Source organism: Halorientalis marina (assembly GCF_023028345.1).
Taxonomy (GTDB): domain Archaea; phylum Halobacteriota; class Halobacteria; order Halobacteriales; family Haloarculaceae; genus Halorientalis; species Halorientalis marina.
This window is the reverse complement of the sequence record NZ_CP095489.1, coordinates 1-25728: the sequence shown is the minus strand read 5'-3', so window position 1 is coordinate 25728 and position 25728 is coordinate 1. Positions and strand designations below refer to the sequence as shown.

The 25728-nt window shown below is 56.7% G+C and carries 35 protein-coding genes and 1 pseudogene; 9 read left to right on the top strand and 27 right to left on the bottom strand.

From position 1 onward, the window contains the following. Window positions 1-446 precede the first annotated feature (446 nt). The gene (locus tag MUG96_RS21185; RefSeq protein WP_122106730.1) at window positions 447-1703 is read left to right on the top strand and encodes an orc1/cdc6 family replication initiation protein; all 1257 of its coding nucleotides are present in this window, start codon (window positions 447-449) and stop codon (window positions 1701-1703) included. A gap of 453 nt (window positions 1704-2156) precedes the next feature. Here MUG96_RS21185 and MUG96_RS21180 read toward each other — a convergent pair whose 3' ends face one another. Continuing rightward, a complete protein-coding gene (locus MUG96_RS21180) occupies window positions 2157-2753 on the bottom strand; it encodes a DUF8170 family protein (RefSeq protein ID WP_135306295.1) in 597 nt (198 codons plus the stop codon). 121 nt (window positions 2754-2874) lie between these two features. On the opposite strand from MUG96_RS21180, the gene MUG96_RS21175 reads away from it, so the two are divergent. Next, window positions 2875-3285: a helix-turn-helix domain-containing protein gene (locus MUG96_RS21175; protein ID WP_205252785.1), complete on the top strand. Its 411-nt coding sequence runs from the start codon at window positions 2875-2877 to the stop codon at window positions 3283-3285. 74 nt (window positions 3286-3359) lie between these two features. Here the strand turns inward: MUG96_RS21175 and MUG96_RS21170 are convergent, their stop codons facing one another. Together MUG96_RS21170 and MUG96_RS21165 are read right to left on the bottom strand one after the other, a co-directional pair. After that, a complete protein-coding gene (locus MUG96_RS21170; RefSeq protein WP_246989497.1) occupies window positions 3360-3683 on the bottom strand; it encodes a DUF6788 family protein in 324 nt (107 codons plus the stop codon). Window positions 3684-3855: 172 nt separating this feature from the next. Next, window positions 3856-4674, bottom strand: coding sequence for a hypothetical protein (locus tag MUG96_RS21165; protein WP_246989496.1), 819 nt, complete (start codon window positions 4672-4674; stop codon window positions 3856-3858). Between the two features lie 228 nt (window positions 4675-4902). Between MUG96_RS21165 and MUG96_RS21160 the strand changes: the two genes are divergently transcribed. Next, window positions 4903-5574: a helix-turn-helix domain-containing protein gene (locus tag MUG96_RS21160; protein WP_246989508.1), complete on the top strand. Its 672-nt coding sequence runs from the start codon at window positions 4903-4905 to the stop codon at window positions 5572-5574. Continuing rightward, window positions 5571-6266, top strand: a complete 696-nt coding sequence (locus MUG96_RS21155) for a nucleotidyltransferase domain-containing protein (RefSeq protein WP_246989495.1) — start codon at window positions 5571-5573, stop codon at window positions 6264-6266. The genes MUG96_RS21160 and MUG96_RS21155 overlap by 4 nt, the downstream gene beginning before the upstream one ends. A 123-nt stretch (window positions 6267-6389) precedes the next feature. On the opposite strand, the gene MUG96_RS21150 is transcribed toward MUG96_RS21155, so the two are convergent. The 18 genes and pseudogenes from MUG96_RS21150 to MUG96_RS24500 all read right to left on the bottom strand — a co-directional run. Continuing rightward, window positions 6390-7319, bottom strand: a complete 930-nt coding sequence (locus MUG96_RS21150; protein ID WP_246989494.1) for an ArdC-like ssDNA-binding domain-containing protein — start codon at window positions 7317-7319, stop codon at window positions 6390-6392. 408 nt (window positions 7320-7727) lie between these two features. Next, a complete protein-coding gene (locus tag MUG96_RS21145; RefSeq protein ID WP_246989493.1) occupies window positions 7728-8075 on the bottom strand; it encodes a DUF8013 domain-containing protein in 348 nt (115 codons plus the stop codon). 75 nt (window positions 8076-8150) lie between these two features. Beyond that, window positions 8151-9152 (bottom strand): DUF6610 family protein, encoded by a 1002-nt coding sequence (locus MUG96_RS21140; RefSeq protein WP_246989492.1) that lies wholly within the window; start codon window positions 9150-9152, stop codon window positions 8151-8153. Window positions 9153-9309: 157 nt separating this feature from the next. Beyond that, window positions 9310-9846: a hypothetical protein gene (locus MUG96_RS21135; protein WP_246989491.1), complete on the bottom strand. Its 537-nt coding sequence runs from the start codon at window positions 9844-9846 to the stop codon at window positions 9310-9312. Further along, window positions 9843-9998 carry a hypothetical protein gene (locus MUG96_RS21130; protein ID WP_246989490.1) on the bottom strand — a complete coding sequence of 52 codons (156 nt, stop codon included), beginning with the start codon at window positions 9996-9998 and terminating at the stop codon, window positions 9843-9845. The genes MUG96_RS21135 and MUG96_RS21130 overlap by 4 nt, the downstream gene beginning before the upstream one ends. After that, complete coding sequence (locus MUG96_RS21125) at window positions 9998-10684, bottom strand: DUF6166 domain-containing protein (RefSeq protein WP_246989489.1); 687 nt, start codon at window positions 10682-10684, stop codon at window positions 9998-10000. Before MUG96_RS21125 ends, MUG96_RS21130 begins: the two co-directional genes overlap by 1 nt. A gap of 157 nt (window positions 10685-10841) precedes the next feature. Next, the gene (locus MUG96_RS21120; protein ID WP_227262440.1) at window positions 10842-11141 is read right to left on the bottom strand and encodes a hypothetical protein; all 300 of its coding nucleotides are present in this window, start codon (window positions 11139-11141) and stop codon (window positions 10842-10844) included. A gap of 53 nt (window positions 11142-11194) precedes the next feature. Beyond that, window positions 11195-11416 (bottom strand): DUF8129 domain-containing protein, encoded by a 222-nt coding sequence (locus tag MUG96_RS21115; protein ID WP_227262441.1) that lies wholly within the window; start codon window positions 11414-11416, stop codon window positions 11195-11197. Window positions 11417-11465: 49 nt separating this feature from the next. After that, window positions 11466-11741 carry a DUF7389 domain-containing protein gene (locus MUG96_RS21110; protein ID WP_227262442.1) on the bottom strand — a complete coding sequence of 92 codons (276 nt, stop codon included), beginning with the start codon at window positions 11739-11741 and terminating at the stop codon, window positions 11466-11468. Window positions 11742-11764: 23 nt separating this feature from the next. Beyond that, window positions 11765-12166 (bottom strand): DUF6166 domain-containing protein, encoded by a 402-nt coding sequence (locus MUG96_RS21105; RefSeq protein ID WP_246989488.1) that lies wholly within the window; start codon window positions 12164-12166, stop codon window positions 11765-11767. A gap of 79 nt (window positions 12167-12245) precedes the next feature. Next, window positions 12246-12641, bottom strand: coding sequence for a DUF7567 family protein (locus MUG96_RS21100; protein ID WP_246989487.1), 396 nt, complete (start codon window positions 12639-12641; stop codon window positions 12246-12248). 77 nt (window positions 12642-12718) lie between these two features. Next, entirely contained in the window at window positions 12719-13084 is a 366-nt protein-coding gene (locus MUG96_RS21095) for a DUF7568 family protein (RefSeq protein WP_246989486.1), read from the bottom strand. Window positions 13085-13087: 3 nt separating this feature from the next. After that, on the bottom strand, window positions 13088-13579 hold the full coding sequence (locus MUG96_RS21090) for a DUF7995 family protein (RefSeq protein ID WP_246989485.1): 492 nt from the start codon (window positions 13577-13579) through the stop codon (window positions 13088-13090). A gap of 102 nt (window positions 13580-13681) precedes the next feature. Further along, window positions 13682-14104, bottom strand: a complete 423-nt coding sequence (locus MUG96_RS21085) for a DUF8025 family protein (protein WP_246989484.1) — start codon at window positions 14102-14104, stop codon at window positions 13682-13684. Window positions 14105-14178: 74 nt separating this feature from the next. Further along, on the bottom strand, window positions 14179-14841 hold the full coding sequence (locus tag MUG96_RS21080) for a DUF6735 family protein (protein WP_246989483.1): 663 nt from the start codon (window positions 14839-14841) through the stop codon (window positions 14179-14181). 69 nt (window positions 14842-14910) lie between these two features. Further along, on the bottom strand, window positions 14911-15291 hold the full coding sequence (locus MUG96_RS21075) for a hypothetical protein (RefSeq protein WP_246989482.1): 381 nt from the start codon (window positions 15289-15291) through the stop codon (window positions 14911-14913). An 86-nt stretch (window positions 15292-15377) separates the two neighbouring features. Then, entirely contained in the window at window positions 15378-15566 is a 189-nt protein-coding gene (locus MUG96_RS21070; protein ID WP_050048121.1) for a DUF8012 family protein, read from the bottom strand. 50 nt (window positions 15567-15616) lie between these two features. After that, a pseudogene (locus MUG96_RS24500) lies at window positions 15617-15767 on the bottom strand (biosurfactant protein 1); the annotation flags it as partial. Window positions 15768-15903: 136 nt separating this feature from the next. Between MUG96_RS24500 and MUG96_RS21065 the strand changes: the two are divergent. Both MUG96_RS21065 and MUG96_RS21060 read left to right on the top strand, forming a co-directional pair. Next, window positions 15904-16455 carry a DUF7342 family protein gene (locus MUG96_RS21065; RefSeq protein ID WP_246989481.1) on the top strand — a complete coding sequence of 184 codons (552 nt, stop codon included), beginning with the start codon at window positions 15904-15906 and terminating at the stop codon, window positions 16453-16455. Window positions 16456-16472: 17 nt separating this feature from the next. Further along, window positions 16473-16961: a hypothetical protein gene (locus tag MUG96_RS21060; protein WP_246989480.1), complete on the top strand. Its 489-nt coding sequence runs from the start codon at window positions 16473-16475 to the stop codon at window positions 16959-16961. Between the two features lie 250 nt (window positions 16962-17211). Here MUG96_RS21060 and MUG96_RS21055 read toward each other — a convergent pair whose 3' ends face one another. Together MUG96_RS21055 and MUG96_RS21050 are read right to left on the bottom strand one after the other, a co-directional pair. Then, window positions 17212-18081 carry a biosurfactant protein 1 gene (locus MUG96_RS21055; RefSeq protein WP_246989479.1) on the bottom strand — a complete coding sequence of 290 codons (870 nt, stop codon included), beginning with the start codon at window positions 18079-18081 and terminating at the stop codon, window positions 17212-17214. Between the two features lie 263 nt (window positions 18082-18344). After that, window positions 18345-19265: a transcription initiation factor IIB gene (locus tag MUG96_RS21050; RefSeq protein ID WP_246989478.1), complete on the bottom strand. Its 921-nt coding sequence runs from the start codon at window positions 19263-19265 to the stop codon at window positions 18345-18347. Between the two features lie 122 nt (window positions 19266-19387). Here MUG96_RS21050 and MUG96_RS21045 point away from each other — a divergent pair, with 122 nt between their 5' ends. Continuing rightward, entirely contained in the window at window positions 19388-20812 is a 1425-nt protein-coding gene (locus tag MUG96_RS21045) for an AlbA family DNA-binding domain-containing protein (protein WP_246989477.1), read from the top strand. Window positions 20813-20836: 24 nt separating this feature from the next. Here the strand turns inward: MUG96_RS21045 and MUG96_RS21040 are convergent, their stop codons facing one another. Beyond that, complete coding sequence (locus MUG96_RS21040; protein WP_246989476.1) at window positions 20837-21763, bottom strand: hypothetical protein; 927 nt, start codon at window positions 21761-21763, stop codon at window positions 20837-20839. 54 nt (window positions 21764-21817) lie between these two features. Here MUG96_RS21040 and MUG96_RS21035 point away from each other — a divergent pair, with 54 nt between their 5' ends. Next, window positions 21818-22777 (top strand): hypothetical protein, encoded by a 960-nt coding sequence (locus MUG96_RS21035; protein WP_246989475.1) that lies wholly within the window; start codon window positions 21818-21820, stop codon window positions 22775-22777. Window positions 22778-22820: 43 nt separating this feature from the next. Then, window positions 22821-23021, top strand: coding sequence for a hypothetical protein (locus tag MUG96_RS21030; protein ID WP_246989474.1), 201 nt, complete (start codon window positions 22821-22823; stop codon window positions 23019-23021). A 137-nt stretch (window positions 23022-23158) separates the two neighbouring features. On the opposite strand, the gene MUG96_RS21025 is transcribed toward MUG96_RS21030, so the two are convergent. The 3 genes from MUG96_RS21025 to MUG96_RS21015 are packed head-to-tail and all read right to left on the bottom strand — an operon-like array spanning window position 23159 to window position 25704. Next, a complete protein-coding gene (locus MUG96_RS21025; RefSeq protein WP_246989473.1) occupies window positions 23159-23626 on the bottom strand; it encodes a hypothetical protein in 468 nt (155 codons plus the stop codon). 42 nt (window positions 23627-23668) lie between these two features. Continuing rightward, complete coding sequence (locus MUG96_RS21020; protein WP_443984578.1) at window positions 23669-24508, bottom strand: DUF6414 family protein; 840 nt, start codon at window positions 24506-24508, stop codon at window positions 23669-23671. Next, window positions 24508-25704, bottom strand: a complete 1197-nt coding sequence (locus MUG96_RS21015) for an ATP-binding protein (protein ID WP_246989471.1) — start codon at window positions 25702-25704, stop codon at window positions 24508-24510. Before MUG96_RS21015 ends, MUG96_RS21020 begins: the two co-directional genes overlap by 1 nt. Between the last annotated feature and the right edge of the window lie 24 nt (window positions 25705-25728).

Here is a 25728-nt window from a genome sequence, read left to right as displayed (position 1 = left end):
GATTGGTGTCGGGAAGGGTAGATTTCGACTGGAATATCGGGTAGGCAACGATGGTAGCAGGGAAAGGGTAACCAGAGTTGCCAGTATTGCCAATAACACCGTCGTTTAAGTACCTCTCTCACTCCACCATTGCCAGTAACGAGGGGAGAATGGACAGGAGGGCAGAAGATGCCACGTCTCTAGTCTAGTTACTGTTATCTAAACCTACTATAGCTAGTCGAGTTTTCACTAGTACGGATTCGGTTTAACATACAATGTATTAAAAGCACCGCTAATTAGAGAGGGGGTCAACGACCCCCTCCAGTTGTTGCAAAGGTTTACTGGCAATAGTGGAGTGTGTGTGTTTTATAACCGAGGGCGGTACTGGCATAACTGGTCCGAGTGGTGGGTTAGTGGTGATACTGGAACCCCTGGTTTTATGATGGCTCTTCGTCTTGAGTCCGCCTATGGGCCGATTCAATCGAGAATCGTTCATCATCCAGGATAAAGACGTCCTCCGGGATGATTACCAGCCAGAGACACTCGAGGAGCGGGACGAAGAACTCGACGAATATGCGGCCGCTCTCCGTCCTGTCATTCAGGGCTGGCAACCGAACAACGTCTTTCTGTATGGCGTTACCGGCGTCGGGAAGACAGCTGCTACGCACGATCTTCTTGAGGAGCTGCAAGAATCCGCCGGAGAGTACGACGACGTCGATCTCAACGTTATTGAACTCAACTGTACTGGCTGCACCACATCCTATCAGGTAGCGGTCAATCTCGTGAACGAGATTCGCTCTCCTTCTCACCCTCTCACCACAGTCTCGTCTTCGCGCGAACCGATGAGCGAAACCGGGTATCAACAAAAACGCATCTTCAACGAACTCTACAACGACCTTGAGTCGATCGGTGGGACTATTCTCGTGGTTCTGGACGAGATCGATAACATCGGCTCGGATGACGATATTCTGTACGAGCTTCCACGAGCACGCTCGCAATTGGATCTCGATGTGAAAATCGGTGTGGTCGGCATCTCGAACGACTTCAAGTTCCGAGAAAACCTCTCTCCGAAAGTCAAGGACACTCTTTGCGAAGAGGAAATCTTGTTCCCTCCGTACGACGCGACTGAACTGCAGAATATTCTCAAGCAGCGAGCCGATATCGCGCTCTACGACGATGTCCTCGAATCAGATGTAATCCCACTGTGCGCCGCATTCTCTGCACAGGACTCGGGATCTGCTCGGCAGGCGTTACGGTTACTCCGGAAAGCAGCCGATATCGCCGAGAACGACGCGATGGCGGGTGGAGAGGCGGAAATCACCGAAGACCACGTTCGGGAGGCCAAGCATCAGATCCAGCGACAACAGGTTGTCGAAGGGATGCATTCGTTGACCCGGCAGGGGCAGTATGTGCTCCTGACTGTCTGCCAGCTAGCGGCAGAAGGTGAAACGCCTGAACGAACGAAACTGATCTATGAGCGATATCAAGCAGTTCTTCGAAATCACGGTAGTGAACCACTGAAACGCAGGCGGGTACACGACCACTTGTCGGATTTGAGCCTCCACGGGATTTTACGGTTGGTCGACTCGTCGAGTGGACGCGGAAACTACAACGAATACGAGCTTGATGTCTCCCTGTCGTCGGCCCTCGACGCACTCGAAAGTGAACTCGGAGAGCTCGACGATATTCGTGAAACTGCCAAGCGGCATCGGGTTCTGGAGTAACTTCTCAACCGCCAACACCAGTACTGCCAATACCCTCTCCACTTTTGCCAGTAACCGCGCAACCGTCAGTGCCAGTTTATCCAGTACCCTCTCCGGTGTTGCCAGTAACCCCCTGCCCCAATCAATCCGACTAGTTACTACCAGGACCACCGTTGCCAATTTCATCTAATAGCGTCTTGTCCTCCGATTTTACTGGCAATAGTGGAGTGTCTGACAACATCTAAACAAAATTTCATTTACGAGCATTTGTAATCACTCTCCAGTGGACTACTCATCCCGAAAGGATTCGTGGTTCGAAGTTCCAATCTTGCACGGATTCACCCCGCACTTACTACTCGAAAACGGGGGGTGTCTTCCTGTTAGAGTTCATTCGTTGTCTGGGCCATCGGTGAACCGGATTTCGTGGAGAAACGACAGAAACGTCGGGGGTGTGAGTTACCGATTCGTCTCTGTCTACGGGTATTCCAGATCACTCACGAGAGCCTCGGCACACTCGACCAGATCGTCCTCAGTCGTCCACCGACAGAGACGTCCAGCCTCGTCGAGCATCTCGAAGATCGCGGTCTGCATTCCGCTGTAGGGATTATCGACGTCGACGTTCGTGTCGATCGCGTCCGCATCCAACGAGTCATACTCGCGTTTGAACACGTGAGTCTTCGCGAAGTACTCCTCGAGAGCCGTAAAGTAGCCCTGCTCGACGAGGAAGCCGCCCTGGGCGTGTTCGGCGACACCCACGATGATGTCCGTGTAATCGGCGAGCAGTCGGAACTTGAGGTAGGTATTCGTCCACTCGCTTCGAATGTCGACCATCAGGAACGCGTACGCACCGGGCTGCCGGTTGAGGCGATCTTTCACGAGCTGGAGACGACGGATCTCGGGTTTCCCGTAGCTGCCGAGAACGAAATACGAATTCTTAGCTGAGAAGATCGGCGTGAGCTCCGCAACACTCTGTTTGAGCGCTTCGTACTCCTCCGGTGTGAGTGAGGCCTCGTGCAGATACTCGTCGGCTTTCTCGGCGAGTTCATCGACAGTAACCGGTTCCTCACTCATCTACCCGGGACTTCTCCCGTACCCTGCTTCAATGTGGCGAATACATCGGTGACCGTATCGCAAAAGACCGATTCGTATTTGAGCGAAACGCTTTTGCACGCACTACACGAAATGTGGTGTAATGAGTACGTCCGATCATCCGCCAAGCGACTTGGAGTCCGTTCGAGAGCGGCTCAACGTCGTCACCCAGGAGACACGATTCGCGCTCCTCCAGGACATCCTCGGGCATCCGTCGGAACTGCCGACGCTGAAGGAACTCGACTACGTCAACCCGAGCAAGAGCCAGACGACGATTCGTCAGCACCTCCAGCAACTCGTCGACGCTGGCATCGTCGAGGAAGTCCTCCTGCCCGAGGACTGCCGAAGGAACGACCTCCCGTACAAGTTCTACGGAATCAGTGGGAGTGGTCGGCAGTTCCTCGATGAGCACAAACTCCTCCGGGCACAAGACACGCTTCGCGAGATCTACGACCGGGTGGAGAAGACCGACGACATCGAACGGTACGAGACTGCCCCGCGACCCGAGCGCTAACAGCTCCCGTCTTTCACTTCGCAGACGGGGTGTCTCCCTGAACCATCGGTCATCCGACTGTGGCGTTATCTCGTCTATCCGTCAGGATTGACGGGACCTTTGTACTGAGAACGGATTTTGTCGCCGTCCCGCCACTGCCAGTAGTAGTAGCGGTTGTCGTTGATTTCCTTGATCGTGATCGTCGCCTTCGTCGGGACATCATAGGGGAGGTCATCGGGTCGCTCGTCGATCTCGTCTTCCTCCTCCGCTTCGGCAAGGCGGGCCTCGCGCTCGCGATGCTCGGCGAGGTCCTCGGCATAGTGGGAAACGTCTCGGAGCAGCTCGGGTGAATAGCCGTTGAGTGTGTCGATGACGTCGGTGGGGAGGTCCGCTGGGGGCGTCGGTGGCTCGTAGGACATGGGCCGATCTGTGTTAACCAACACAGGCGCAAACTGCATAGTTTTGTTGGTTAAGCCGCTGCCAACTGTTCTCATCGGTTCTCCAGCAGCCGTCTCACTACTCGAAACTCTCCATCAAGGAGTTTCGTCTGATGTTACAGTAGCCACGGGAGATCTCGAACGCTGGGCGATTCTACAAGTTCGAGGGGAGACGCCCATCAGGTCGTGGGACCCGCCCCTGCTTGATCTCTTGATCGACTCGCCGGAGGTGTTTACAGCCGCCCTCGGGCGTACGCTTCCGCCAGTCTGGACACGTACACGACTCGCTGATCACGTCGACTTCATACCAGTTTCCGGACGCCGATCGGATCTCATAGCGGCCACCCTTTTCGAGCAGCGAGACGGCCATCGATTCGTCGACGGCACGGCTGGTTCGCGGCTCGAGGTCGTCGTGCTGGGGCGAGTGCTCCGTGACGACCATCCGATCGCGCACGTCGCCGGAGCGGCCACCGTCTGGGGCAACCGCAGCTTCGGGATCCTGGAGCCGATTCGCAAGCAGGGCCTCGACCGGATGCCCCTCCGGCCACAGATAGTGGACTTCCCGCCGCTCGCGATGGTCGTAGGAGCCACAGTCGGCAGCGCTCCCGATCCAGACACGCCACGCCCCGAGTGCTGCCATCACGTCGACGATGACTCGCGGAACAGCGTCGTATTCGTCGGGGTAGAATACCCGGAAGCGAGTACATGCCTCCTGCGGCGGAACCGTCTCCCACCACTCGACGTCGTCGTCCCAGCTGTTGCACATCGCGTCGTCCTCTCCGTAGCCGACAGTCACGCCGTCAATCTGCGGTACTTCCACCGATGTCTCGTCAGCCTTGCCTTCGAGCAGCCGAAGGACGGCGTACCGAAGATACTCGTGTTCCGGATGATCCGAAGATTGGGCGACCTGCTCGTGGTGCTCTGCGACTCGCTCTGCCTTGTCGAGAACGGTCGTTAGATATTGGTCGGTCATGGGTCGGTGGAGACGGGACTGCGCCTCCGCCCCTCGGCGGGCGCTGAAAAACTTAACCAACGAATAGCGATCAGTCGCATCCTCTGTTGGTTAATTGACCTCTGCTCAAATGCTGAGCCGGATCGGACTACCGGAGCCAAGAATAGTATATCTGTATAGCGATAACGTCATAGGGAATACGGGGGACAAGACTAATACCGTTAGATGCGATACCGATAACTAGCGATGATGGAGTACGTCGACGTGACCGCGGCGAAAATCATGGTCGCGGCCCGGCCGGGCGACTCGATTCGTCGAATCGCCCAGAAGATCGACGGCTCCTACTCCTGGGTCTACGACTGGATCGAGCGGTTGGAGGACGCAGGCTTCATCCGGCGTGAGGGCGGCGTCTACATCGAGAATTACGCTGTCAGGGATCGCTACTACGATCTCGTCGCCGCTATTTCCCGCTCGATTCCTCCCTCGATCGACGACGGCTACGTCATTCCGCACTTCGCCGGGATGCCCTTTGCGTACACGAAAATCGACGGCGTCTACGTCTGGACCCACGGCGGCTATCAGATCGCCCGCGGCCACGACGACTATCCGATCTTCATCCAGGTCGCCGACCAAGACGTCGAGCAGTGGACGGCATTCTTTGATGAGTTCGGGATTCCGAGCCGGATCGAAGAGCGGCCGGATGCGACCGACTACGACGCGACCGTCTCGTACGTGTTGTTCCCGACGAGTGGGGAGATCACTCGCGAGTGGGTTGACGGCAATCCGGTTATTCCGTTGGACGAGGCAATCGAGCACATGTTGGAGTACCGGGTGAACTACGAGCCGGCGTTGGAGATGATCGCCGATGAATATGACCGCGATATTGACGCGTCCCACGAGGATCCGCGTTTGAACGTATGAGTCTCGGTGAACGCGAAGACGAGCTGCTGGATACGCTGGAGGCCGTTATTGACGCTGACCTGCCATACGTCCTCGTCGGTGGGTGGGCAATCGCGGCGTTCAATCAACGCTTCACCACGGACGTCGACGTCGTCATTCCGGCCCAAGCGGTCGACGACTACACGGACCTTCTCACCGACCGCGGCTACGAGAAAACGGCCGATGTCGAGCGAAACGAGCTCTACGAGGGCCGGACTATCCGGTTTACGAAAGATATCGGGAATCCGGTTCAGTTCGACGCGATGGTGGACGCGCTGGGCTGTCGCCAGACGGAAGCTGAATGGTCGTATCGCTATCTGGCCCAGCACTCTGTCACCGAGGAACTGCGAACCGGGCGCCCGGTAACAGCCAGGATTCCGGAACGGGAGTTGCTGTTCGCGGTGAAACTCCACAGTGGCCGCAAGGCAGACTCTCGGGATCTGGTGGTGCTGGCTGCTGGCGCGGATTTCGACCGGATCGCGACTCATCTGCATCGCGGGAAATCCAAGAAGCTCGCTGGTCGCATCGAGACTGTCCTCAACCGCCTCACGTCGGAGGATTTCGCGGACGCATTCAAAGGAGTCTTCGAACAGCAAACGGTTCCCGACCAGGATATCGATGCTGTCGTCGAGTTCCTTCGTGACCAGCAGCGCCGAATCGATTCTGAACGATAACATCGACTGTCGATGGGTATGTCTCGGGACCGATCGAAACACACGGGGTCGGGACGCCGAACGAATTAACCAACAGAGTGGGATAGTACCCAAGGCGTTGGTTAACAGCCGGGGAGGGGGTGTTCAGCCCTCTACAACTGTGTCGATGATCTCCTGAGCGGTCGAACTGATCCGGCCGAGACGCTCCTGAATGCTCTCCGCATCGTCGTCCTGCCACGCGGCAAGATAGAACGCTGACCCGCTCGTATCCAGGTTGAAATACCGCCCGACGATGTACGCAACGGCTTCCGCTTCGACCTCGCGTTTTGCGCGCTCGGGCTCGTCGTCGACATCGAAATGGAGCAGCGCGTGGGCATACTCGTGAACCAATGTCACCGCGAGATCGGCCTGATTTGAGCGGGCTTTCGCTTCGACGACGGGCTGGCCCTCGTGGAGAGTCCGGTGTTTGCAGACGCCTTTCGCGTCGCCATGCTCCCACTCGGCAGCGTCAACGACACGGACGTCGATATCGAGCGTAGTTGCCGCATGGAGGAGCGCTGGCACCAGGTCGTTGGCGTCACCAGCTGCCTCGGTTTCCAGTTCGGGGAGCGGTTCGCCCTCGGTTTGAGACACATCGAAGACTGCCGTTGGTTTGAATCCAACCAGTCCTTTCGACCACTCCTCGGGCGATGTCTCGTCATAGTCACAGTCGCTTTGCTCGTGGTAGCTCGGTGAGTTCTCGCACTCGGGGCACTGCTTCGTAATAATGGGTGCCCAGATCCAGATCGCCTGTTCGCCCTCTTGGACGTGCCGGTCGAACTCCGATCTCCACGTATTGTAGCCCGCCACGCGGGTCGCCTCGGGACACTGGAGTTTGATCAGGAGGGTGTTGCGATGTGAGTAGTCATGGAATCGGGACTGGACATCGAGCCACTTCTGGAACTGTTGGCTGGCTTTTGCCTCACCGACGTCTGCAATGAGCTCGTCGATCCAGTCTTCGATGGTACTGTGCATCTCGTCGTGTCGGGTGTCGGTCTCCTCGAACGAGACCTCCGACTCACTGGTTGTCAGCATGGATTGCATCACATCGAGTACGACGATGTCTCCGAGAAGTCAGGACGCGCCGCACCCCTCGGGGGCGCACAATAAACGACGGCGCGACTGCGGGGTTTATGCCGGGGTTGCTATCGGAAGCTGGGATTAACAACCAGTGCGATACAATTACCGGGAGGATGGGTCTCGTCGAAACGCTCCGCGGGGTCGTTGGTACTCGCACGTCCACGACATCCACTCTGTATGAGTGCCGCCACTGCGGAACGACCCTTTCCGAGGACGCCGAAACGTGTCCGACCTGTGGTGGAGAAGACGTTGTGTGCTACCAGTTCTAAGTACACGTCCTCCTATCTGGGCAGGTTGCAGTCAGACTCGTTTCTGTTCGAGATAGTGCCCGGTCAAACACCCCGCAATGTGAATGGGGATCGGTTATCGAAGCGCCGCCTTCTCGTCAGCGAAGCTGATCGTGACGAGATACTCGAGGAACGCATCGAACTGGTCGACATCGCTCGGCGTGTCCGTCGCGAGGTGTCGTGCCCATTCGATGGCCCACTGGAACGCGGGATCGGTTCCGCCCTTGCCATGTATATACCACCAGCGGGCGGCCTTCAGGACGACGAGCGGATTCGTCGGCGGCTGCTCGCTCGCGAGTCCACGGGTGATCGACCGGATCTCCTCGGGTACCTCAGCGGGATCGACCTCGCCTGATTGGGTGTTCGATACGTCGACTGGAATGTCGTCGATCGAGACGTTGTTCGGACGCTGTTGTTGACTCACGGAAAATCACCTTCTCGGAGGACTCTTTGGATCAAGCCCTCGCCCCCTCCGGGGCGCGAAAAACCACTCGTAGCGTCACGCCGGCGGGAGGTAGACGCTCTGCTCGCCGGCGATTTCCTCAAGGTTATTTCGATGGCGGTGGGCAAAGTAGCAGTCGTAACTGCAGTAGCCACAGACTGCGCCGGTATCATACTCGGCGACGAATGGACCGCGCTGAGTCGTCCAGACGTTCGCTTCGCATTCGGTACACACAGCACTATCGAGATCGGTTGGTGACGGGCCCTCGTACTCGATTTCGAGGATGTCGTTATGTGGTGTCGAGTCGGGCCACACACCGTGAGACTGCCAGAAGGCCTTGATCCGGACGAGACTGTGTCGGACTGTCTTCCGAACTGTGACGTGGGAGGCGTCACGTCCGCTATCATCCCACCCATCAGCTGTCCAGAACTCCCCGAACTGCGCGCCGCGATGCAGCCCGTTCCAATCGAGGCCGACGATGTCGGCCGGTGGGTCGTCGGTTAGTGTCGGTCGGGTCAGCTGCTGGATAACGTCCCACTGTTTCGGTGGGCTGCCACCGAGGATATGCACACGGCGGCCACGCCAGTCGGTCGGCTCGGAGAACTCATGCGCCAATCGGTCGGCATACCCTCGTGAGTAGCCGAGCACGAGGTCGTCGGGAATCATGTCGATCACCTTGCGGCACTTGGGGACGATGACGAGGTCTGCATCGGGATAGCTCGCCTGTATCTCGCGTGCGGCGGCCACGTATCTATCGACGTCGTCGGGATCGTACACGTCCCCAATCACGCCGACCTTGGGTTCGTGTTCGAAAAACTGGGCGACGTATCGATCCAGATCGGGATTCCGAAAGTCGTTATCCAACATCCCGACGGGGATGTCCAAATGCTTGAACTGAGTCTGCTGATATCCGCAGTCCTCTCGGAACCCAGGTAGGTAGCCGAGCCTGTAGGCATCCAGAGAGAACGGCGCTCGATGAAGGAACGCCACGCTGTCGGCTTGTCTGGCAGCGGCAATCTCGCGTTCAGTGCTGCTGCTGGGGCTGATATCGAGCGACATGAATGTGGTCTGCGAGGGCGAATCCGCCCGCCCTGCACCCTCTCAGAGGGGCAATAAACGGAGCCGCGGTCCGCTATTAACCAACATTAAATCCAGAACTCGCACTTTGTTGGTTAATTATCTGGACGGCTTCGATACCTGCCCAGGATTTTCCAACTCACTCGTCGGGCTGACGCCGCCGGCGTACCTGCTCTGGATTCGGCACCCAGGGATGAACATCCCAGCAATGGAGGGCGTGCTCTCGTGCTGTATCGAACAGCGTCTCACACGATCCACATTCGTAGGCTGTCTCGGGCCAGCGTTCCGTGACGAACATCGCCGTCACCGTTGATCTGATTGGGTCTGGTGCAACCGACCGCCGGACGTAGTCGTACCCGATCACCGTCCGTCGACGAAGCGCCGACTGCACCAGCCGTTCGGGCCTGTCTGCTGGGAGATACACCCAGCGGACGAACGCCTGTTCAGAGTCTTTCGCCGACGGTTGGAGGATGAACCACCGATCGTGGTCGTCGCGGAAGAGATACCGCTCTCTTCCCCGATTTTGGAGATAGAGCGGAGTGCCGCGACCGGGAATCACTCGCAGACCGATGGACGGAGAGATCAGGGTGAGGAGTCGCTCTTCCAGCGTGAGCGAGCGGGACTTACCAGCTGAATTCTCGGTCTCGAAGTCGTCAAGCGTCGCTTCGCCAGTCATGATTCGCCGGGATTCGTCTCGTCTGTGTCTTTCCCAGCTGTTCGCTCGTGCCGGTCGTTGTATCGCTCGAGTTCTCGGCCGATGCACTCCAGCGCCGTGACAGCGCGTTCGATGAGCTGGTACGTTGCTCGCGAAAGTCGGAATTTCTCCATCAGTTGGCCTCCTCTGGCTCGACGAGGTCGTTACTCTCAGCGACGAGTGCCTGAACAGCTGAGGCAGGGTCGTTCTCGACCGGAAGTGTTCGATGGTCAAGCGGGGCGGGATACGCCCGGTCCCCCTGCGCACAAAGTATGATCAACCACTCTTCGCTCCCTTCGGCGAGGACGACGTAGTGGTCGATATCTCGACGTTGGAAGACTGTCCGATTTGTCCGGCTCACCGCACTCCAATTCGCCGGCAGTGACGATGACGGCGTCCCACCATCTGGCGTGAGTGCTCGGTACTCTTCGAATTCGGCGAGTGCCGCCTCGATATCCTCCCCGGTGAGGTGCCAGCAGTCGGCCGGGCCATCACACACCAGCTGACTGACCACGTCGTTGCGGAACTGGATGTAGTGTTGCTGGGCGACAGTTTCGTTGTCGGTGTAATCGAGGAGGAGCGCACAGGCGAGCTGTGCCGGTCCGCTTTCCGTATAGCCCCAGTCGAATCCCGCCGGGCTATGCCGCACGAGACCGAGACTTCGATTTGGGGAGAGGCGTTCGTGTGCGGTGAGGTTCAGGACCACTGGCGTTCCGTCGACACGCATTCCGACGTACTCAACGCAGTCTGCACTCGCCTGCCATCGCTCACTCGCATCCTGTACGACTGCTCGTGGGTCGGTAGTCGAATTCATCTCCATCGGTTGCATGCGGGCGTTCGGATTCCCCACGCCCCTGCTGGGGGTCGAAAAACCACCACCGGCTATTAGCCCCTCAGCGTCGCTTCAAAATTAGAATTCAGACTATTATAGTCCAGACTACAACAATTCATCAGACAATCAATCGATAGAGGCAAGTCTATTCTTCGAAGAGACAGCGAGCGGCTGCATCGTCGCCAGTGAGGGTCTGCTGATCCTCGTCCGTATCAGCGAAGAGTGTTGACTGATCTCCCTCGGATGTTTGCTCAACTTCGGGTCGATCGTCGACGCCGAACTCACTCGCCTCGGGGTGATCAAGACGCGAATCCCGGTCACGATGATCCACGTCAGCGCCGAAGTCCTCAAGCGAGGTCTCGACGCTTGTTTCGGTTACTTCGAGTTGACCATCGTCACCGAATGCGGTCTGTCGTTGAATCTCGATCTCTGGTCGATCGCTCATCTGGATTGAGCCTCCACCCACCGAGGCTCCGACAGACACCTCCGGGCGTTGGGTCAATCGTCTTGTGCGCGGAGTTCGCTGGCCCGCTGTTCAAGCCGGCGGAGGATTTGGACCCGTTGCTGATTCGCGTTCTCGTAGGCGACGCAGGCTCGCAGCGTCTCCATATCGTTGATCGTCACGATACCAGCGTTGATGAGTCGCGTATTCGGGGGCTCGAGCCGTTGTTCTGGCGAAAGATCGCTTGTGTCTGTTGTTTGACCGTCTGGATTGCTCACTGATAATCGCCTCCGCCACTGCTGAGGCGACAAAAAACGGCCCTCGTCGTTACCCGTCTTCTTCGGGTTGGATTTGGCGAGCGTCCTCTGCGAGATCGTGGATGTATTCTCTGAGGGTTTCCATGTCCTCGCGAGCGTCTTCGAGGGTCTTGCCTTTCGCTTTCGCGATTACCTCGTCCTGATCTCTGGTACCGGTTCCACGCTTGAGCTTTATGGTGAGGGAGACGCCGACGTCACTGCGTTCGACGTACTCCGTTCGTGTCGTCTGTTCGCTCGATTCAGCCGATTCGCCATCCGTACGAGATGGTTGGGTATGTTCTGACATGGGTTACTTTCGGTGATTGGTATTTAGATGGACGGTGCGGCTGGCTCGCCGGGTGTTTCGTGAAGGACTGCGTCGATCTCGGGCCCGGTGAGTCGCCAGCTTCCAGCAGACCCAGCACAGTCCAGTTGGCTCACGACCTCGGTTTTGAACTCCTGGTAGTGGTCGAGGGCGAACGCCTCGTCTCCCGTGTAGTCGAGGAGGAGTGCGAGCGCGAGTTGTGCCGGACCACTACCACCATATCCCCATTCGAATCCCGAGGGACTGTGATTCACCAGCGCGAGACTCCGCTCTGGTGTGAGCCGTTCTTGGCCGGGACGTTTCTCAACGATAGCCTGCCCGCTCTGCCGATACCCGACGTAGGCGATGTCGCAGTCGCTCGCTGGGCGTGTCTGTTCAATCGAGTGTGTGTCGCTAGGTCTCCTCATCGGTCTGTTCGGGAGCTACTCGTTCGAGCACCCCCGCACCCCTCAGGGGGTGAAAAACAGTCCCAGGGACTGCTTGCCCCTACGCGAGATGGGAGATATCGGCTGGTTCGTCGACATCGTCGAACTCGCCTCGTTCGACCGGCTGCCAGTCATCACCGGGTGCTGGACTCCACCAGTCAACCTCGTAGGCACCCGGTGCACCGAGGATTTTCACCCGTGCCGACCCATCAGGCAGGTCACGACGCAGTTTTTCGTCGACGTGAAGGTTCCACGTCGAATCCGTGTCGAAGCAAGCGAGGACAGCCTCCTCGTAGCCGCGTGTCTCCCGTGATTCTTGGAGTTCAACCTGCGTGTTGCAGTTCTTGCAGAACACCCCCTCGAAGGGAATGTGGCTGAATACCTGGTGCCCGCAGACGGGGCACCAGAGGAACTCGAACAGTGCTTCGCTGTGGCGGTCGATGACTTCCAGACTCATCTGTGGATCTGGCCCGATTGAGACGGGCCACCCATCCCGGCCCAAAATAAACGTCACCGCAGATACGTTCCAATCAATCAGCGCTCGGCGCCGTACACGATTCTCGAGGATGTTTCGTACCCACAGTTCCGACACTCGAACCAGCGCTGAACCTTCGCGCCGTCAGCCGTTTTCCCACCGATTGCCACGTCGCTGTTCGGACACTCGGGACAACTCAGTTCGGGAGCTGGCCGGTCACGGAGCTCGTCACGGAACGATTTCGCGTCTTTTGTCTCGTACCCCCGCGACCACACCGGGTAGCCGTCGACGAGGATTGCGCCACGCCATTTGTAGCGGTACGAGCCCGGGGCTCGGTGTAAGACAGCCCGAGCTCCGGTCTCGGTATTCCGGTATGCGAGTGTGGGCGTGCGGCTCTTCCGCTTCCAATTTGTGATCCGGGACATCTGTTAGAAGTGGACGTCGGCGGGCACGATCCAGAGCTCCTCGCTCTCCTCCAGCACTTGATCCAGCTGCTCACGGTGACGGATACCGTTCGCATATTCGTTGTACAGGAAGATTGTTGGCCCGTCGTAGGCGCCGACTTGGTGGAAGGCGTGCCGAGCGAGATCTTCGTCGCGCATAATCTCCTCGTCGGAGAGTTCGTCAAGTGCTTCTCTCACCCGTTCGAGATTCCGCTCGAACTCCTCTTTCGTCGCCTCCCATCCACGCTCAAGCAGGTCTTGGCCGTCATCAGAGTCGATGGGGGCTGCAGTCGGCAACTCACCCCATCGCGCCTTCCCCGCAACGGACGTGTCCTCCTCATCGAAAGTCACGTGGTAGTCGAAGACGGCGCCGGCATGTGGGTCCGCGCCGACCAGGCGGTCGAACACCGTCTTTCCGGTGGATAGTGCTTCGTCTTCTGTCGATGCTTCTACCAGACTGTAAATGACCATGTGCATCTCGAACACCTCGAAGCGCCGACGCACCGGGAGTCGTTGCTCGCTCCTGCTGCGCCGGCACCCATCGCCGGCGCTCGAAAAACCTGATCTAGCGGTCGATTCTTAGGACTCGTTCGCTCGCTCGACTGTGATGGTTAGATCGCCCGACGCGTAGTCGGCCTCGAAGTCGACGGTGAACGCATCCGAGTCGTACGCGGCGTGGTAGGCACGGTGTCGTTCGAGTGACCCCGTCGCCTTGAAGTGGAAGAACGCAGCTGAGGTGTAGGGCTTGCTCTGGGTCTCGACCTGCGTCTCGACAGAGGCCGGGAGCGCGATTTGTGGTGTGTCCGTGTCGATACTCGCAGCGAACGCCTTCGCTTCCTCGACGGTCGCCTGCGAATGTGCGGGCGTCTCGCCGGTGAGCACGTTCACCGGTGTCTCGGTATCGTCGGTGAACAGGACATCGTGGAAGGTGCGTGTCCCGAGGACTGCGTCGGGACCTAGTTCGCAATCGTGGAATGGGTCGTCGTCTGGTTTCTCGGGCATCCAATCACGAGCCTACGGTAGGGCTCAGTCCTTTCTGCCCCAGAAAAACACCATCTGCTTCGACGCAGATCGGTCTACGAGCGGCTGAGTGTCGCGTCCGGAGACGGTACTTCACCGCTCGGGATGCGCAACTCCTGCCGCTTCCCGACCCACTCGCCGAGTTTCTGCTTGAGGTACTGGCGAGCAGTCGACTGGGTGAACACACCCTTGTCGACCATATCGCCGACGACGTCCTTCAGCGCCCGGAACTGCCCCTTCAGATGTCCGTCGCCGACCGGTTCGCCGTCGTGCCACCGAACGGTCGCGAGCGCCCCGTTCCCGACCGTCTCACCGTGGTCGATTGTCTCCGAATCGTACTGCAGGCCGAACCACAGCGTCCGGTAGGCGGTCACCTCGAAGGTCGGTGACACCACGTAGAACGCCTCGTGATGGAGGTAGTCGAGATGGTCAGCGATGATCTCCTCGAGGGTGAGGTCGGTGCCGTGGGGCTTCGGCTCGACGACCGTCGATGGGCGGTCTTCGCCGGTGAGGTAGCCGTCGACGGCATCCGCCTCGAGGCCATCGGCCAGTTCAGCCAGCAGCTGTTTCGCCCACTTTGAGTCGGTGTTGTCGCCACCGAACGGCGACTCAGCCGAGATTCGGTGCTTGAGCTTCAGGTTCGCAGCACCCCAATGAGAGTAGTGGAGCGTGTACTGTCCGTCTGTCCGTTCGTACGCAACGAGTGCGCGGTGACCCATTTGAACAATCACCTCGCAGGGCGCCCCACGACTGGATCGCCCCGCACCCCTCCCGGGGGATGAACAACGCTACTCGTCGATCGGTTCGGGGGAACTGAGGTCCGTGTGGAGGACTTCGCCGTCGCGAACGACGTACCGCTTCGCCAGTACTGGGAAGCGACACTTCGTGAACCCCGCTGTCTGGATGTCGAGTTCCTCGTCGGCTTCGAGGTGGTCGGCGAGTTCTCGCAAGAATTCGTGGGTCACGATGCCGCCCTCGTAGTCCGGCAGGCCGTTCTCCCGCGCCTCGTATACCTCGAAGTCGTCGTATCCCCAGATAGTGAGCTCGCCCTCCTCCGTGACCTCCCAGTCGAGCGTCCCGAAGCAGTAGTTCTCACAGAGTTCGCGGACTGCCTGCGGATCCGATACGATCGCGCCGGTTGACGTCGTCGCAGCTTGTAGTGTCGCCATGTCTGGACTCGCGGGAAGCCCCGCACCCCTCTTGGGGGGCGATAAACCGACACTGGAAGTGCCCCTGGCCTCGACGGCGATGACGATCAGTCGTCTGTTGGGGCGTCTGGTCCGCTCCCGTCCTCTGGTCGCGTGAGTAGACTCACTTCTTCCAGGAGGTCTCTTGCAGTCTCGACTCGCTCTCGATCCGCGTCGTCCAACTGGTCGACATCGAGCCGGCTGAGATTGCTGAGCACACAATGCATCCGGTAGCCTTGTTCGACTTGCTGATTCATCGGAAGCGCCTCACCACTCGCCGGCGCAGAAAGACTCCTTACGAGACTGTCGTCGGCGCATCAGCGTCGCCACCAGTGCTCGTCGCACCGCGTTGGCGCCAGGAGGTCACTCTCACACCCGTCGTCCAGCATCGTGTCCGGGATGTGGGATGCCTCGCCGGTCGGCCGTAGTTCTGCAAAGTCAGAATATCGGTCGTACATCGGTTGGCTCATAACTTCTATCGGTATCGCATTTCAACGTCCGGACGCCTTCGCTCGCATCACACTCTTGATTATGCGAGACAGTACAAACATATATGAGAGCGGGGTGCGAACACTTTCCCAAGAGGTGCCAACCATGAGCGAATCCCCGCGAGATGGGGTCCAATCGTGGACTGAGTCGATGAGCGCCCGCGACCGCATTCGGGCGGTCGCCGAGTCACTTCGCGAACCCCGCTCAGTTAACTGGATCAGCGAGCAGGCCGACGCCGCCTGGAGCACGACCAACGAGGAACTTCAGGATCTCGTCGACCAGGGCCAGTTGCGTCGCGTCGAGGCCGGCGAGACGACGCGCTACCAGCCGGACTACACGCGCCTGCTCTTTGAGGAGATCCGCACGCTCATCGAGGAAAACACCCGCGAGGAGCTGCGGAGTGAATTGGCCGCGATCACCGAGGAGATCGAGGAGTGGCAGGCGACCTACGACGTCGAGACGTGGGAGGAACTCGAACAGTCGCTCGCCGACGGCGACCTCGCAAGTGCGGAGCTCCGGGACCGCCGCGACGTCATCGCGTTCTGGCGTGAGAACGAGGAGGATCGCCGCCTCATCAAGCACGCACTGGAACTCTACTCCGACGTCGAAGCCGCCCGCGAACAGATGATCGACGTTGCTGACCGCGCCACGAGCTAATCCTCATCTCTCATAGAATGATCTTTCTTGCCGGTCGCGACCGCTATACACAGCGGACCCTCCTCCGCGACGTTCACGACCGATTGACGAACCAGCCGGGGTGTGAAGAGGTCAGCTATCGCCCGTCTCGACGCCGACCCCGCTACGTCATCGCGGATGTCGATCCGACGACGTTCCTGAGTGACTCTTACGATGCGGCGACAGCACGACTGGAGATTCGCTTCTGGTACCCCGCCGGCGTCGACCACGAATACTACCGCATAAACTGGGTCGAACCGGACCGAAATCTGATGCTCGGATTCCACCAAGATGCCGACCATCCGGACCTTGGGCCCTGTCATATCCAACTCAATCACGAAGACACGCCGGTTGATCGGAACAATGCGACGTTTCTCGATGCCCATCCACTCGCCGTCCTCGATGACCGACTACAACAGTTCCCGCCCGCGCTAGATGCAATTCACTGGAAGAATGGAGCGCCCTCGCTCCCGACCTGGCCCGTCTAGACAGCGAGTTCATCGAGCCTCTGATGATGCGTCCGTGCCGTGGTCGGCGTGACGTTCCGGACTCGTCGATGTCACGGTGCGTTACCCACTACCCCTGTTCCCGCCCCGATTTGTGGAGGCAAGCCGCTCCGAACCCTGCCGAATGAACGCCCGCCGTGACTGACGTCGGACTTGAGGGTACTCACCGTATTAACCAACAGAAGTCATCTCTATCGGAGACTGTTGGTTAACCATCGAGATTCCTCCTGCCCTATTCGGGAGCAGGCCCGTAGCGACCTGTGCCACACACCTCGCACTCCCATATTGGTTGGCCCGTCCAGGTCTCGTCAGGGAGCGACTCGCGTGTCCTGAACCGATGTTCTGTTTCTCTCGTACAGTGCTGGCACTCGAGGGCTGTCACGGTCGGAATTTCGGCTCCGGCACTGCTGGATTCCGTTTCGTGGGGTACTGTTTCAACAGCGATTGCTGGGACGATCCAGAGCTGATCGCTGTCGTCGAGCGTGTGCTCGAGGGACGACTCATCACGAATTCCCTGGCCACGCTCGTCATAGACGCGTGGAATCTCCGTCTGAGAACGATCGCTCCTCTCGTTCCACGCTGTCCGCTCACGGGCCGCTGTTAGTAACGCGTCGCCAGCCGCTGTGGTCACCTCAGTAGTAGCGGGGAGCGTAGGCCAGCGCTCGGTTAACTGGGGTGCGGGCTCGTCGTCGAGATCGTAGATGAGCGTACAGTCGTCGATCGGCTCGTCGTGACCTGACGTGAGGAGTGTCGCTGCAGCTGCCCCTTTCGCGACTGCACCATAGAACATCCCGGATTCGACGAGGAACTGGATCACACCACGGAGTGTTTGCTCGGAACTCGCAGCACCCGACGCTGACGCGGCGTCGAGTTCGTGTTCGAGACAGAACCGGCATTTTCGTTGCGACGCCGGGATCGATGCGCCACAGGAGACACAGGCTCGGTCTGTGTCGGTTGTTCCATCCGGATACCCACCCGAATGCGCGGCTTCACGCTGGCGGGTTGGCTGGCCGTCCGCTGGCTGATCCAGCGCTGGGTCCGGCACGAGAGCGCCTTCCCCGACAGGTTGGAACGCGTCTCGGTCTGAGTTACGGTCAGTCATCGATTCGGTCCGCGTTTCCCCCGGTTTGGTATTTAAACTCAAGGGTGAGAAAACGCGGGAACGGATTCGGCGATGACGGGATAAATCTGGTCGCCTGAGACCGAGTCAGTCTCGGAGCTTGGCGACCGCTCGACCAACCTCGCGAACGTGCTCACTCCGCTCGATATCGAGCTCTGTCGACAGATACTCGACAGTCTCTTCCAGATCCATACTCCTTGGTAGACTCTCTTCCTGTATGTAGGTGCTCCTCTACTGGAGGCGTCTCAGATCGCTTGGAGTTCGTCCCGCCGGCTTCGGAGCGTCACGACTGACACCTCTGCTGCCGACGCGACGGTGGATTGGGTAATCAACGCGCCCTGCTCTTGGGCGGCCAGATAGACGCAGGCGGCCGCGACGCCCGATGGCTGACAGCCGTTCGTGAGGGCTGTCCCTTCGGCGTGTTCTGCGAGTTCGTTCGCGCGGCGGCGAATGTCGTGGTCTAAATTTAGCTCCGAGATCAGGCGCGGAATGAACGACGTCGGGCGCATTGGTGGTGTCGGAAGTTCCAATTCGCGATTCAGTGTTCGGTAGGCGTTGGTGACACGAGTGGACTCGACTCGGGCGGCGTCGACGATGTCCTCGAGGAGAAGCGGGTGTTGATTACATCGGCAGGTGCCGTAGATACTCGCTGCGCCGATGGCTTCGATAGATCTGCCACGAAGCAGATCTTCACTCTGAGCGCTTCGGAAGAACTGGCACGCCTGGTCACGAATCGACTTGGAGAGTTCGAGCGCACTCGCCAGCCGGCGCACCTCGCCGAGTCCGTGGGCGAGATTCCGTTCTGCTTTGGATCGCCAGCGACCACGGGTCTGCTCACGCCGCATCCGGGCCAGCCGCCGGCGTTTCTGCCCTGAGAGTTCGTTGCCGTGTGCATCGGTTCCGTGGCCGATCTCCGTCGAGAGGCCTCGATCGTGGCGGGCCGCAGTCAGGGGTGCACCTGTTCGCTCGCGTTCGTTCTCATCGAACGCCCGCCACTCCGGGCCGTGATCGAGGCGTTGCTCTTCAATAACGAGGCCACAGTCCTCGCAGACCGTTTCCTTGAGGTTCGTGGTGACGTGCCCGTTGCACTCGGGACACTGGTTCGCGCTCGATTCCGTTTGGACGTCTTCGTCGAAGCCAGTTTCGTAGATGTCTCTGATTGCCATTGTTCTCACCTGTGTTCGGGACCCGTTTCGAGAGGGTCCTCACCCATCAGGGCCTGACAAACTCACGCGCTGCTCTTCGCTCACTGCCTAATCTTATCCCATCCGGACCCAATCACGCGTATATGACGATTCAGCGCGATACTGAGGATCTTCTGACGGAATTTGCTGAAAATCCGGGGGCTGAGCACTCTCGATTAGAATTCAAATCGAAGGAGATTCTCCAGACGACAGGTCAAAAGAAGAAAGTCGTCCGTATCCTGTCGGCGATGGCCAATCAGGCGGGGGGAACGATGATCATCGGAGTTCGGCACCAAGATGGTGGCTTATTATACCAAACATTCTCACCGGACGACGAACCCCGTCAAGAACTTACCCATATTGCTCAGCAGTACACCAGTCCGCAGCTACAGAACTTCTGGGACATCTCATTTGAGGAGTGTATGGGACATCGGGTCCTCCGTATCGATGTCGACCAAGTTCAGCAGAGGCTCATACAGGTTGACTATGATGGAGAATATCAGGTCTGGATTCGGGATGAGGATGGGATGCGAGAAATGACCTCTGGCGAAATCGATCAGTTCTATCAGCGACGGGCACAACGTGAGGAAGCAGTCCCGAGTTCGCTGGTTGAACGAACTGAGCATCTGAATTTCACTCCTGAACCTCTTTCTAGTGACGATAATAGGTCCAACCTATTCGAGCGACGCGCCACCATTCGCACCAACGACACCCATACAGCCGTGTTCGGGTTTGGGTTCTTCCACGACTATATTCGCAAGTCCCACACGGTTCGGCTCCGAACTCAGTTCCCCGGTCAGACTGGATATGCAGATATCCCAGACGTTCTTGAAGCTGCTGAGGAACATCTTGGTGGGAAAATAGGACGCCAATTCGGATACTCGATTCGAGTTGCCGATATTCATCTTATCGGTCGGGCTAGTGAATCCCTTTATATGGATCTCGGTCGTCTTGATGATATCTACACCCGGCTTGATGACGCTACTGAGCGGGGCTGGAACTATGGACCAGTAATTGCCGGTGTTCTCCCTGTTGACTACGGACTCCTTTGGTTTGAGCTGCAGCGTGAAACAGAGAGTTTCACTCGCTCAAATCTTGGTCTCATTCTCCAAGACCTCCCGTTCGATGATAGCCCACTCAAGGAGTTCTACGATGATATTGGGACGTCTCCCCCAGTATACGACCATAGACATGGTCTACAGTTCGTAACGTTCCAGGGTAGCCAGGTAGAACCGCTACAGAATCCTACGCTCACCCCGTTAACGGAAGGTGATCTTCCTGGTCCGTTGTACATTACCGCAGATAACCCGTTTTCAAACTGGCCAGAGACGGTCCAATCAGAGCTTGAAGATCCGATACCGGATCACTTGACTAGAGGACTCGGGGCGATTGATCGAGTTCCCTTTCAGGTCTCTGGGGGATATCTGAATGAGGGGGAAGATAGATTCGCTCTGAACTACCTCCATTTCACACAGGCGCAGGGAATTCATCCGACACTATTGGTGGACGCTGTGTGTTGGCAACGCTAAATCCTGGGTTCCAATAGGTGTTAACTACAGATTCGTATTCTTGTTGGGGGATGAGACTGAGAAGAAGTCAACATCTCCTGAGAGCTGTGTGATCACATCCTGAATTACCGACTCAACATCAACATCGGCGGTCACCACTTCGTACGTATTCTCAGCGAACGTCCGGTACTCGTGGACGACCTCCTCCGCCTTGGCCGGAATGTCTTCGAGTCCCAGATCCGAGAATTCGCGGAGTATCGCCAGCGTCTGTGTTGCCATCGAGGTTAGATATGTTACGAACTCATCGGGGGTTCGGAGTGCTGCGGGCAGAATCCCCCGGATCGCGTAATGAATCTCGCTGAGCATTAGACGATGAAGGCCTTTCAACGCCACATCTACCGAGCCAGAGAACCCACTATGACGAAGCGAGTACAGGAATCTATTGTTTAGATAACGCGTGCCCTTCCAAGCCATCCGATAATTGAGAGGAGTTGTGAACAGAATCGCTTCCGCAACGAACAAACCGATGGCACGGTAGAATTCGTGGAATCGTTTTGCAGCGATATCCTGAACTGACCCGATAGAGGTGTGCGCACGATCCAGTTTGTCTGCGCTTATCAAAAGATTGTGTCCTGCAATTACTAGTGCTACTCCGGAACTCAACTGTGCGCCCGTCATCGCAATACGGGCCAGTTTGCTGTGGCCCAGGCCGATCTGGAGGCTATCTTCTACGACCTCGACGGCCTTCCGTGTCCGTTGTAGATCTCTGTCGACACCACTGAAGAACGCTCTGATGTCAGTAGTCTCGGTAGTGGCCGGGAGCTGAGCGTCGGTAATTTGATCGTAAACCGAAGCCAGCTCATCGGCCAGTTGGACTGACTGAATACGTCGCTCTCCCCGTGCGTGTACTCGCAGTCCTGATTGGATACTGGACTGCACATCTGCCACTCGGTTCGGGATCGGTTCTGCCACTAACGGGTGGTTGCCCCGGAAGAATTTAAACATTATATACAGTAGACTGGTGTAGTGGGAGATTCGGATCGATCTACTGACGGATTCGATTTTGAGGACCTCCGTGAGGAGGTTGTCCGTCGGAAATTATTGTTAGGTGTGGCCGCGCTGGGCGGTGGGTCGATTCTCATTACTCAATCGGATTCCACACAAACGAAAGATACTGACGAGCTCGCTCAGGCCGAAACCCGGCTTGAAGACGTTGCTGGACAGGTCAACGACGCAGATATGGCCAATCCTCGGGAAGTCCCCGTCCTCTACAATGAGATCACTCAAGCGCTGAAATCGGTTACTGATACTCTCGATCAACACGACTCGGGGGGAACACAAACCGAGCAACAGGTCTCCGCTCTTAATGCTGCGATAGACTATTATGACACGCTCGTAAGGACGCTAAATACGGGGACAACCCTCCTGTCACAGGTGGCTGAGTCTGAACTGGAGGTACTCCGCCATAGGCGAAGCATCGGGTATGATCCTGTAACCGCATTCGACCTTGGATCATTCGAGGAGTTTATCACGCGACTTAGCCAGTCGAAAAAGGATCCTGAGACTATCACCTCAAACGGTCGCAAGCTTGTCCCAGATCAGAGCCAAGTCATCGATTCCCTTCGTGTTCAGCGCGATGTGTTTGACCGACACCTCACTGCTCAGCAAACCTATCTTGATACGGCAATGACGATTGAATCAGGCATCCGAGCCTACGAACAGTCGCAATACGATACGGCCCAGTCCAAACTGAGTCAAGCCCGTGAGTCGCTCTCCTCGGGAATTCCACGAACTGAAGTCTCCTACCGCTTGTCTCATGCTGGTCTTTCGCTTGATCAGCACGCGACACTGTTGGACCTGCGACGTGAAGGTGTATCCAAACTGCTTGATGTTTGTGATGGGTCTGTCCCTGAGCAAGAACGGCGTGCTGTGGCTAATACAGCTCTCAACTACTTTTTCGAGGCGCGCCAGGTCATAACTAATTAAAACGCCACAGAAAACTTATGAAGGTTTCCTCAAAGATATGAATATGACCGAACAGATCGTCGAAGCAGCAGTCGCCGCTATGGTTCTGGCTGTCTGTTTTGGTGCTGCCGCTATTATTCTCGGAGCGAATGCGGGGGTTGTGAGTGGCCTCATTACCGTGGTTGTCAAGCTGGCCGCTGGTGTCGCTGTTATTGGGGTCTTTGCGGCTGTTATCATCTCGTTTGTACGGGCAGCTGCTCCCTGATCAACCACCCGACTCTCCGTTTACAGGTGGCGAACTTCGATGCAAAGCGTTGAGACTTGGACACGGATGAGGTTGAGTTGCAGTATGGAGAAGTACCGAGATTCCACGTAGCTATTTAAACGACTGGGAGCTCAGGCCTACCAATAGATTGCGACGAAGCTGGTCTCCAAATAGTAACCATCGTCCTCTGCCTCATCAGATTCGCCCAGATCAACCTCATCTTCCCTCCAAACACGGCTAGCTAATTCAACGCTAAGGTCCTCATCCACTTGGATATCATAATCCTTGTCTCTCAATTTCTCCTCAACTTCTTGGAAGGCCCCAATTCTATCATCTACCTCACCCGTTCTATCTATGGTCTCTCCCACCTCTTCTACGATAGCCTCCTTATCCTCGTCGTCAATCTCCAGATCGAGCTCTGCTTCAATCTCTTCGATATAGGCCGACAAATCATCACGTAGAGACGACTGGATAGGTAGCTGACTATCAGAAGTGTTCAAAGACCGTTGTCCATCCGTTTCTACATCACTGAATGCATCGGGCAGATTTTTGATATCGTCTCCTATACCAGGGAACACTTTGTCCACGACATCAAGAAGCTTCATCGGCATCCACTCGCCCCGAACCAGAGGGTTATCCACACGCGCTTATACTGTAAATTCGGCATCATCAAACAATACACGAGTAGGATCTAACCAAAGATTGTCTTCATCCACGAATCCCACTACATCTAACTCCTCGTACCCAATGCCATTTTGATCTACCCACGTCTTGTCAACAATAACCTCCGAATTTTCAGCCACACCATAGTTCTTGGCAGTGCCTACGATAGGGATCAAATCCGCCATCAGAATTTCCATTAGTTCGATAACCATCTCAATCTCTTCAGAAGATAGATCTTGAGCGTCCAATTGTTCTCTGAGATCGGACTTTGAAGAGATGGTCTCGAATATATTATCGAACGCCTGAATCACCCGGTAATAATCGAAAACCTCTGCCGAGCCCAGTTCCACATCAACCTCAATCAGATTTCCTCTCTCCAATTCCTCGGTCTTTGCCTCAGAAAAGGAGGGATCATCCTCTTTCTCAGAGCCGTTAGTTATGACAGATGGATTATCATAGTCTAGCTCGGTGTTATCCGAGATAACAAGCTTGTCTTCCCGCATATCATAGAGCTCTTTAAAATTTGACTCTATCACGTATTGCCGGACAACTTCTGAGGATTCCTCCTTCGAAGCACCGATACTAGACTTGACACCCGCCTGGCTGACACCCAGATTCCCAGTAATACTGCTGGAGATTCTCTTCTTTTGGCCTGTCGTCTGTTGTTCCGTAATTCCGCCAGTAGTAGAGGCTAAAAGACTGATGACGGTGTCTTCCTCCATATATACAAACTCACGGAGAGGCGGCAGGCTTGTCCATCCAAGCTTTTTCCAAATCCAGTTTTTCAACCGAAGTAAGAGAAAGACAGATCTTGTTATTACCATTATTTATTCACCCTCTGTCTCTGTCTCCGCTCATAACTTTTGATTAGATCCACTAGTTTGATCTCAGAACGATCATCTGCTACACAGAGTGCGCCTGCCTCATTCAGAAGGGATTTCAGCTCAGCACCAGTCCATTCATCCGTCATACCCGCGATTTGCTCCGAAGACACTTCCTCGGAGATCTCATACTGCTCCCGCAGGGTGTCGAATATTTCCACCCGTTCCTCGGGTGTCGGCTCTGGAAAAGGAATCTTCCAATCGAAACGGCCTGACCTAAGAAGAGCATCATCAATGTCCTCAATCCGGTTTGTAGACGCGATTACCATGATGCTCTCATCGTCTTGTTCGAAACCATCCATCTCAGAGAGTAATTGTGCCACTACCCTGTTCCCGAACTGTTGATTTGCATCATCTCCCCTCTCGCTTCCTAAGCTATCGATCTCGTCAAAGTAGACTATCGATGGTTCATTCTCATCCTTAGCAGCGTCTCTAAACAAAGCACGAATAATCTCTTCCGTATCCCCAACCCACTTCGTGACGATTTCCGGACCTCGAATCCGGTAGAACGTGGCGTCTGATTCATTAGCCAAGATCCTCGCAAAATGCGTCTTTCCAGTCCCAGCAGGGCCATAGAAAATCGCACCCATATTGGTCTCAGTACCTATCTCTTCAAGCCTCTCACGCTCTTGTAAATACAGTTCTACACGTTCCTGGACCTGCCGAATTTGATCAGACATTCCGCCGAAATCATCAAACCCGACATCAAGATCATCCGACTGCTTCCGAAGTGAACTCACTATTTTCTCAACATCGGTTTCCTCAGGCAGATTGGAAAGAGACGAAACAGGTTCCTCACTTAGAACACTACGGATAGTGTCTGCACCGGTCAGTTCTACAGTATTACCCTTTCTAACATCCCGGTTCTCTGGGTTAGCGACCTTAGTGATCACTCCATTTTTATTCACAAGCACGTCTTCATCGAGAACCTTCTCAACCACAGCTACGGAATTTCCCCTCTCAAGACCATTCTCCGCAACACGGTCAAGAAAACTGCCGTCCTGCTCGTCGATCTCCACCACATCACCAATACTCAGATCAGACGAAACAGGCAAATCCATAGTCATACGAGTGCCATTCCCGAGCTGGATCACAGCTTCAGAATCCTTGACCTCGTAGACCGTTGCGAAAGCCGCCATACTGATAATCTACTTCCGTTGGAA

What these genes read in the sequence shown, in the direction of transcription:
- MUG96_RS21020 (WP_443984578.1), bottom strand. Translation starts at nt 24,508, where the DNA reads ATGGTAATAACAAGATCTGTCTTTCTCTTACTTCGGTTGAAAAACTGG.
- MUG96_RS21070 (WP_050048121.1), bottom strand. Translation starts at nt 15,566, where the DNA reads ATGAATCAGCAAGTCGAACAAGGCTACCGGATGCATTGTGTGCTCAGC.
- MUG96_RS21185 (WP_122106730.1), top strand. Translation starts at nt 447, where the DNA reads ATGGGCCGATTCAATCGAGAATCGTTCATCATCCAGGATAAAGACGTC.
- MUG96_RS21175 (WP_205252785.1), top strand. Translation starts at nt 2,875, where the DNA reads ATGAGTACGTCCGATCATCCGCCAAGCGACTTGGAGTCCGTTCGAGAG.
- MUG96_RS21030 (WP_246989474.1), top strand. Translation starts at nt 22,821, where the DNA reads ATGACCGAACAGATCGTCGAAGCAGCAGTCGCCGCTATGGTTCTGGCT.
- MUG96_RS21120 (WP_227262440.1), bottom strand. Translation starts at nt 11,141, where the DNA reads ATGAGCGATCGACCAGAGATCGAGATTCAACGACAGACCGCATTCGGT.
- MUG96_RS21065 (WP_246989481.1), top strand. Translation starts at nt 15,904, where the DNA reads ATGAGCGAATCCCCGCGAGATGGGGTCCAATCGTGGACTGAGTCGATG.
- MUG96_RS21140 (WP_246989492.1), bottom strand. Translation starts at nt 9,152, where the DNA reads ATGTCGCTCGATATCAGCCCCAGCAGCAGCACTGAACGCGAGATTGCC.
- MUG96_RS21135 (WP_246989491.1), bottom strand. Translation starts at nt 9,846, where the DNA reads ATGACTGGCGAAGCGACGCTTGACGACTTCGAGACCGAGAATTCAGCT.
- MUG96_RS21110 (WP_227262442.1), bottom strand. Translation starts at nt 11,741, where the DNA reads ATGTCAGAACATACCCAACCATCTCGTACGGATGGCGAATCGGCTGAA.
- MUG96_RS21045 (WP_246989477.1), top strand. Translation starts at nt 19,388, where the DNA reads ATGACGATTCAGCGCGATACTGAGGATCTTCTGACGGAATTTGCTGAA.
- MUG96_RS21130 (WP_246989490.1), bottom strand. Translation starts at nt 9,998, where the DNA reads ATGGAGAAATTCCGACTTTCGCGAGCAACGTACCAGCTCATCGAACGC.
- MUG96_RS21160 (WP_246989508.1), top strand. Translation starts at nt 4,903, where the DNA reads ATGGAGTACGTCGACGTGACCGCGGCGAAAATCATGGTCGCGGCCCGG.
- MUG96_RS21090 (WP_246989485.1), bottom strand. Translation starts at nt 13,579, where the DNA reads ATGCACATGGTCATTTACAGTCTGGTAGAAGCATCGACAGAAGACGAA.
- MUG96_RS21015 (WP_246989471.1), bottom strand. Translation starts at nt 25,704, where the DNA reads ATGGCGGCTTTCGCAACGGTCTACGAGGTCAAGGATTCTGAAGCTGTG.
- MUG96_RS21100 (WP_246989487.1), bottom strand. Translation starts at nt 12,641, where the DNA reads ATGAGTCTGGAAGTCATCGACCGCCACAGCGAAGCACTGTTCGAGTTC.
- MUG96_RS21125 (WP_246989489.1), bottom strand. Translation starts at nt 10,684, where the DNA reads ATGGAGATGAATTCGACTACCGACCCACGAGCAGTCGTACAGGATGCG.
- MUG96_RS21165 (WP_246989496.1), bottom strand. Translation starts at nt 4,674, where the DNA reads ATGACCGACCAATATCTAACGACCGTTCTCGACAAGGCAGAGCGAGTC.
- MUG96_RS21150 (WP_246989494.1), bottom strand. Translation starts at nt 7,319, where the DNA reads ATGCTGACAACCAGTGAGTCGGAGGTCTCGTTCGAGGAGACCGACACC.
- MUG96_RS21060 (WP_246989480.1), top strand. Translation starts at nt 16,473, where the DNA reads ATGATCTTTCTTGCCGGTCGCGACCGCTATACACAGCGGACCCTCCTC.
- MUG96_RS21105 (WP_246989488.1), bottom strand. Translation starts at nt 12,166, where the DNA reads ATGAGGAGACCTAGCGACACACACTCGATTGAACAGACACGCCCAGCG.
- MUG96_RS21180 (WP_135306295.1), bottom strand. Translation starts at nt 2,753, where the DNA reads ATGAGTGAGGAACCGGTTACTGTCGATGAACTCGCCGAGAAAGCCGAC.
- MUG96_RS21080 (WP_246989483.1), bottom strand. Translation starts at nt 14,841, where the DNA reads ATGGGTCACCGCGCACTCGTTGCGTACGAACGGACAGACGGACAGTAC.
- MUG96_RS21085 (WP_246989484.1), bottom strand. Translation starts at nt 14,104, where the DNA reads ATGCCCGAGAAACCAGACGACGACCCATTCCACGATTGCGAACTAGGT.
- MUG96_RS21170 (WP_246989497.1), bottom strand. Translation starts at nt 3,683, where the DNA reads ATGTCCTACGAGCCACCGACGCCCCCAGCGGACCTCCCCACCGACGTC.
- MUG96_RS21025 (WP_246989473.1), bottom strand. Translation starts at nt 23,626, where the DNA reads ATGAAGCTTCTTGATGTCGTGGACAAAGTGTTCCCTGGTATAGGAGAC.
- MUG96_RS21155 (WP_246989495.1), top strand. Translation starts at nt 5,571, where the DNA reads ATGAGTCTCGGTGAACGCGAAGACGAGCTGCTGGATACGCTGGAGGCC.
- MUG96_RS21055 (WP_246989479.1), bottom strand. Translation starts at nt 18,081, where the DNA reads ATGACTGACCGTAACTCAGACCGAGACGCGTTCCAACCTGTCGGGGAA.
- MUG96_RS21095 (WP_246989486.1), bottom strand. Translation starts at nt 13,084, where the DNA reads ATGTCCCGGATCACAAATTGGAAGCGGAAGAGCCGCACGCCCACACTC.
- MUG96_RS21050 (WP_246989478.1), bottom strand. Translation starts at nt 19,265, where the DNA reads ATGGCAATCAGAGACATCTACGAAACTGGCTTCGACGAAGACGTCCAA.
- MUG96_RS21075 (WP_246989482.1), bottom strand. Translation starts at nt 15,291, where the DNA reads ATGGCGACACTACAAGCTGCGACGACGTCAACCGGCGCGATCGTATCG.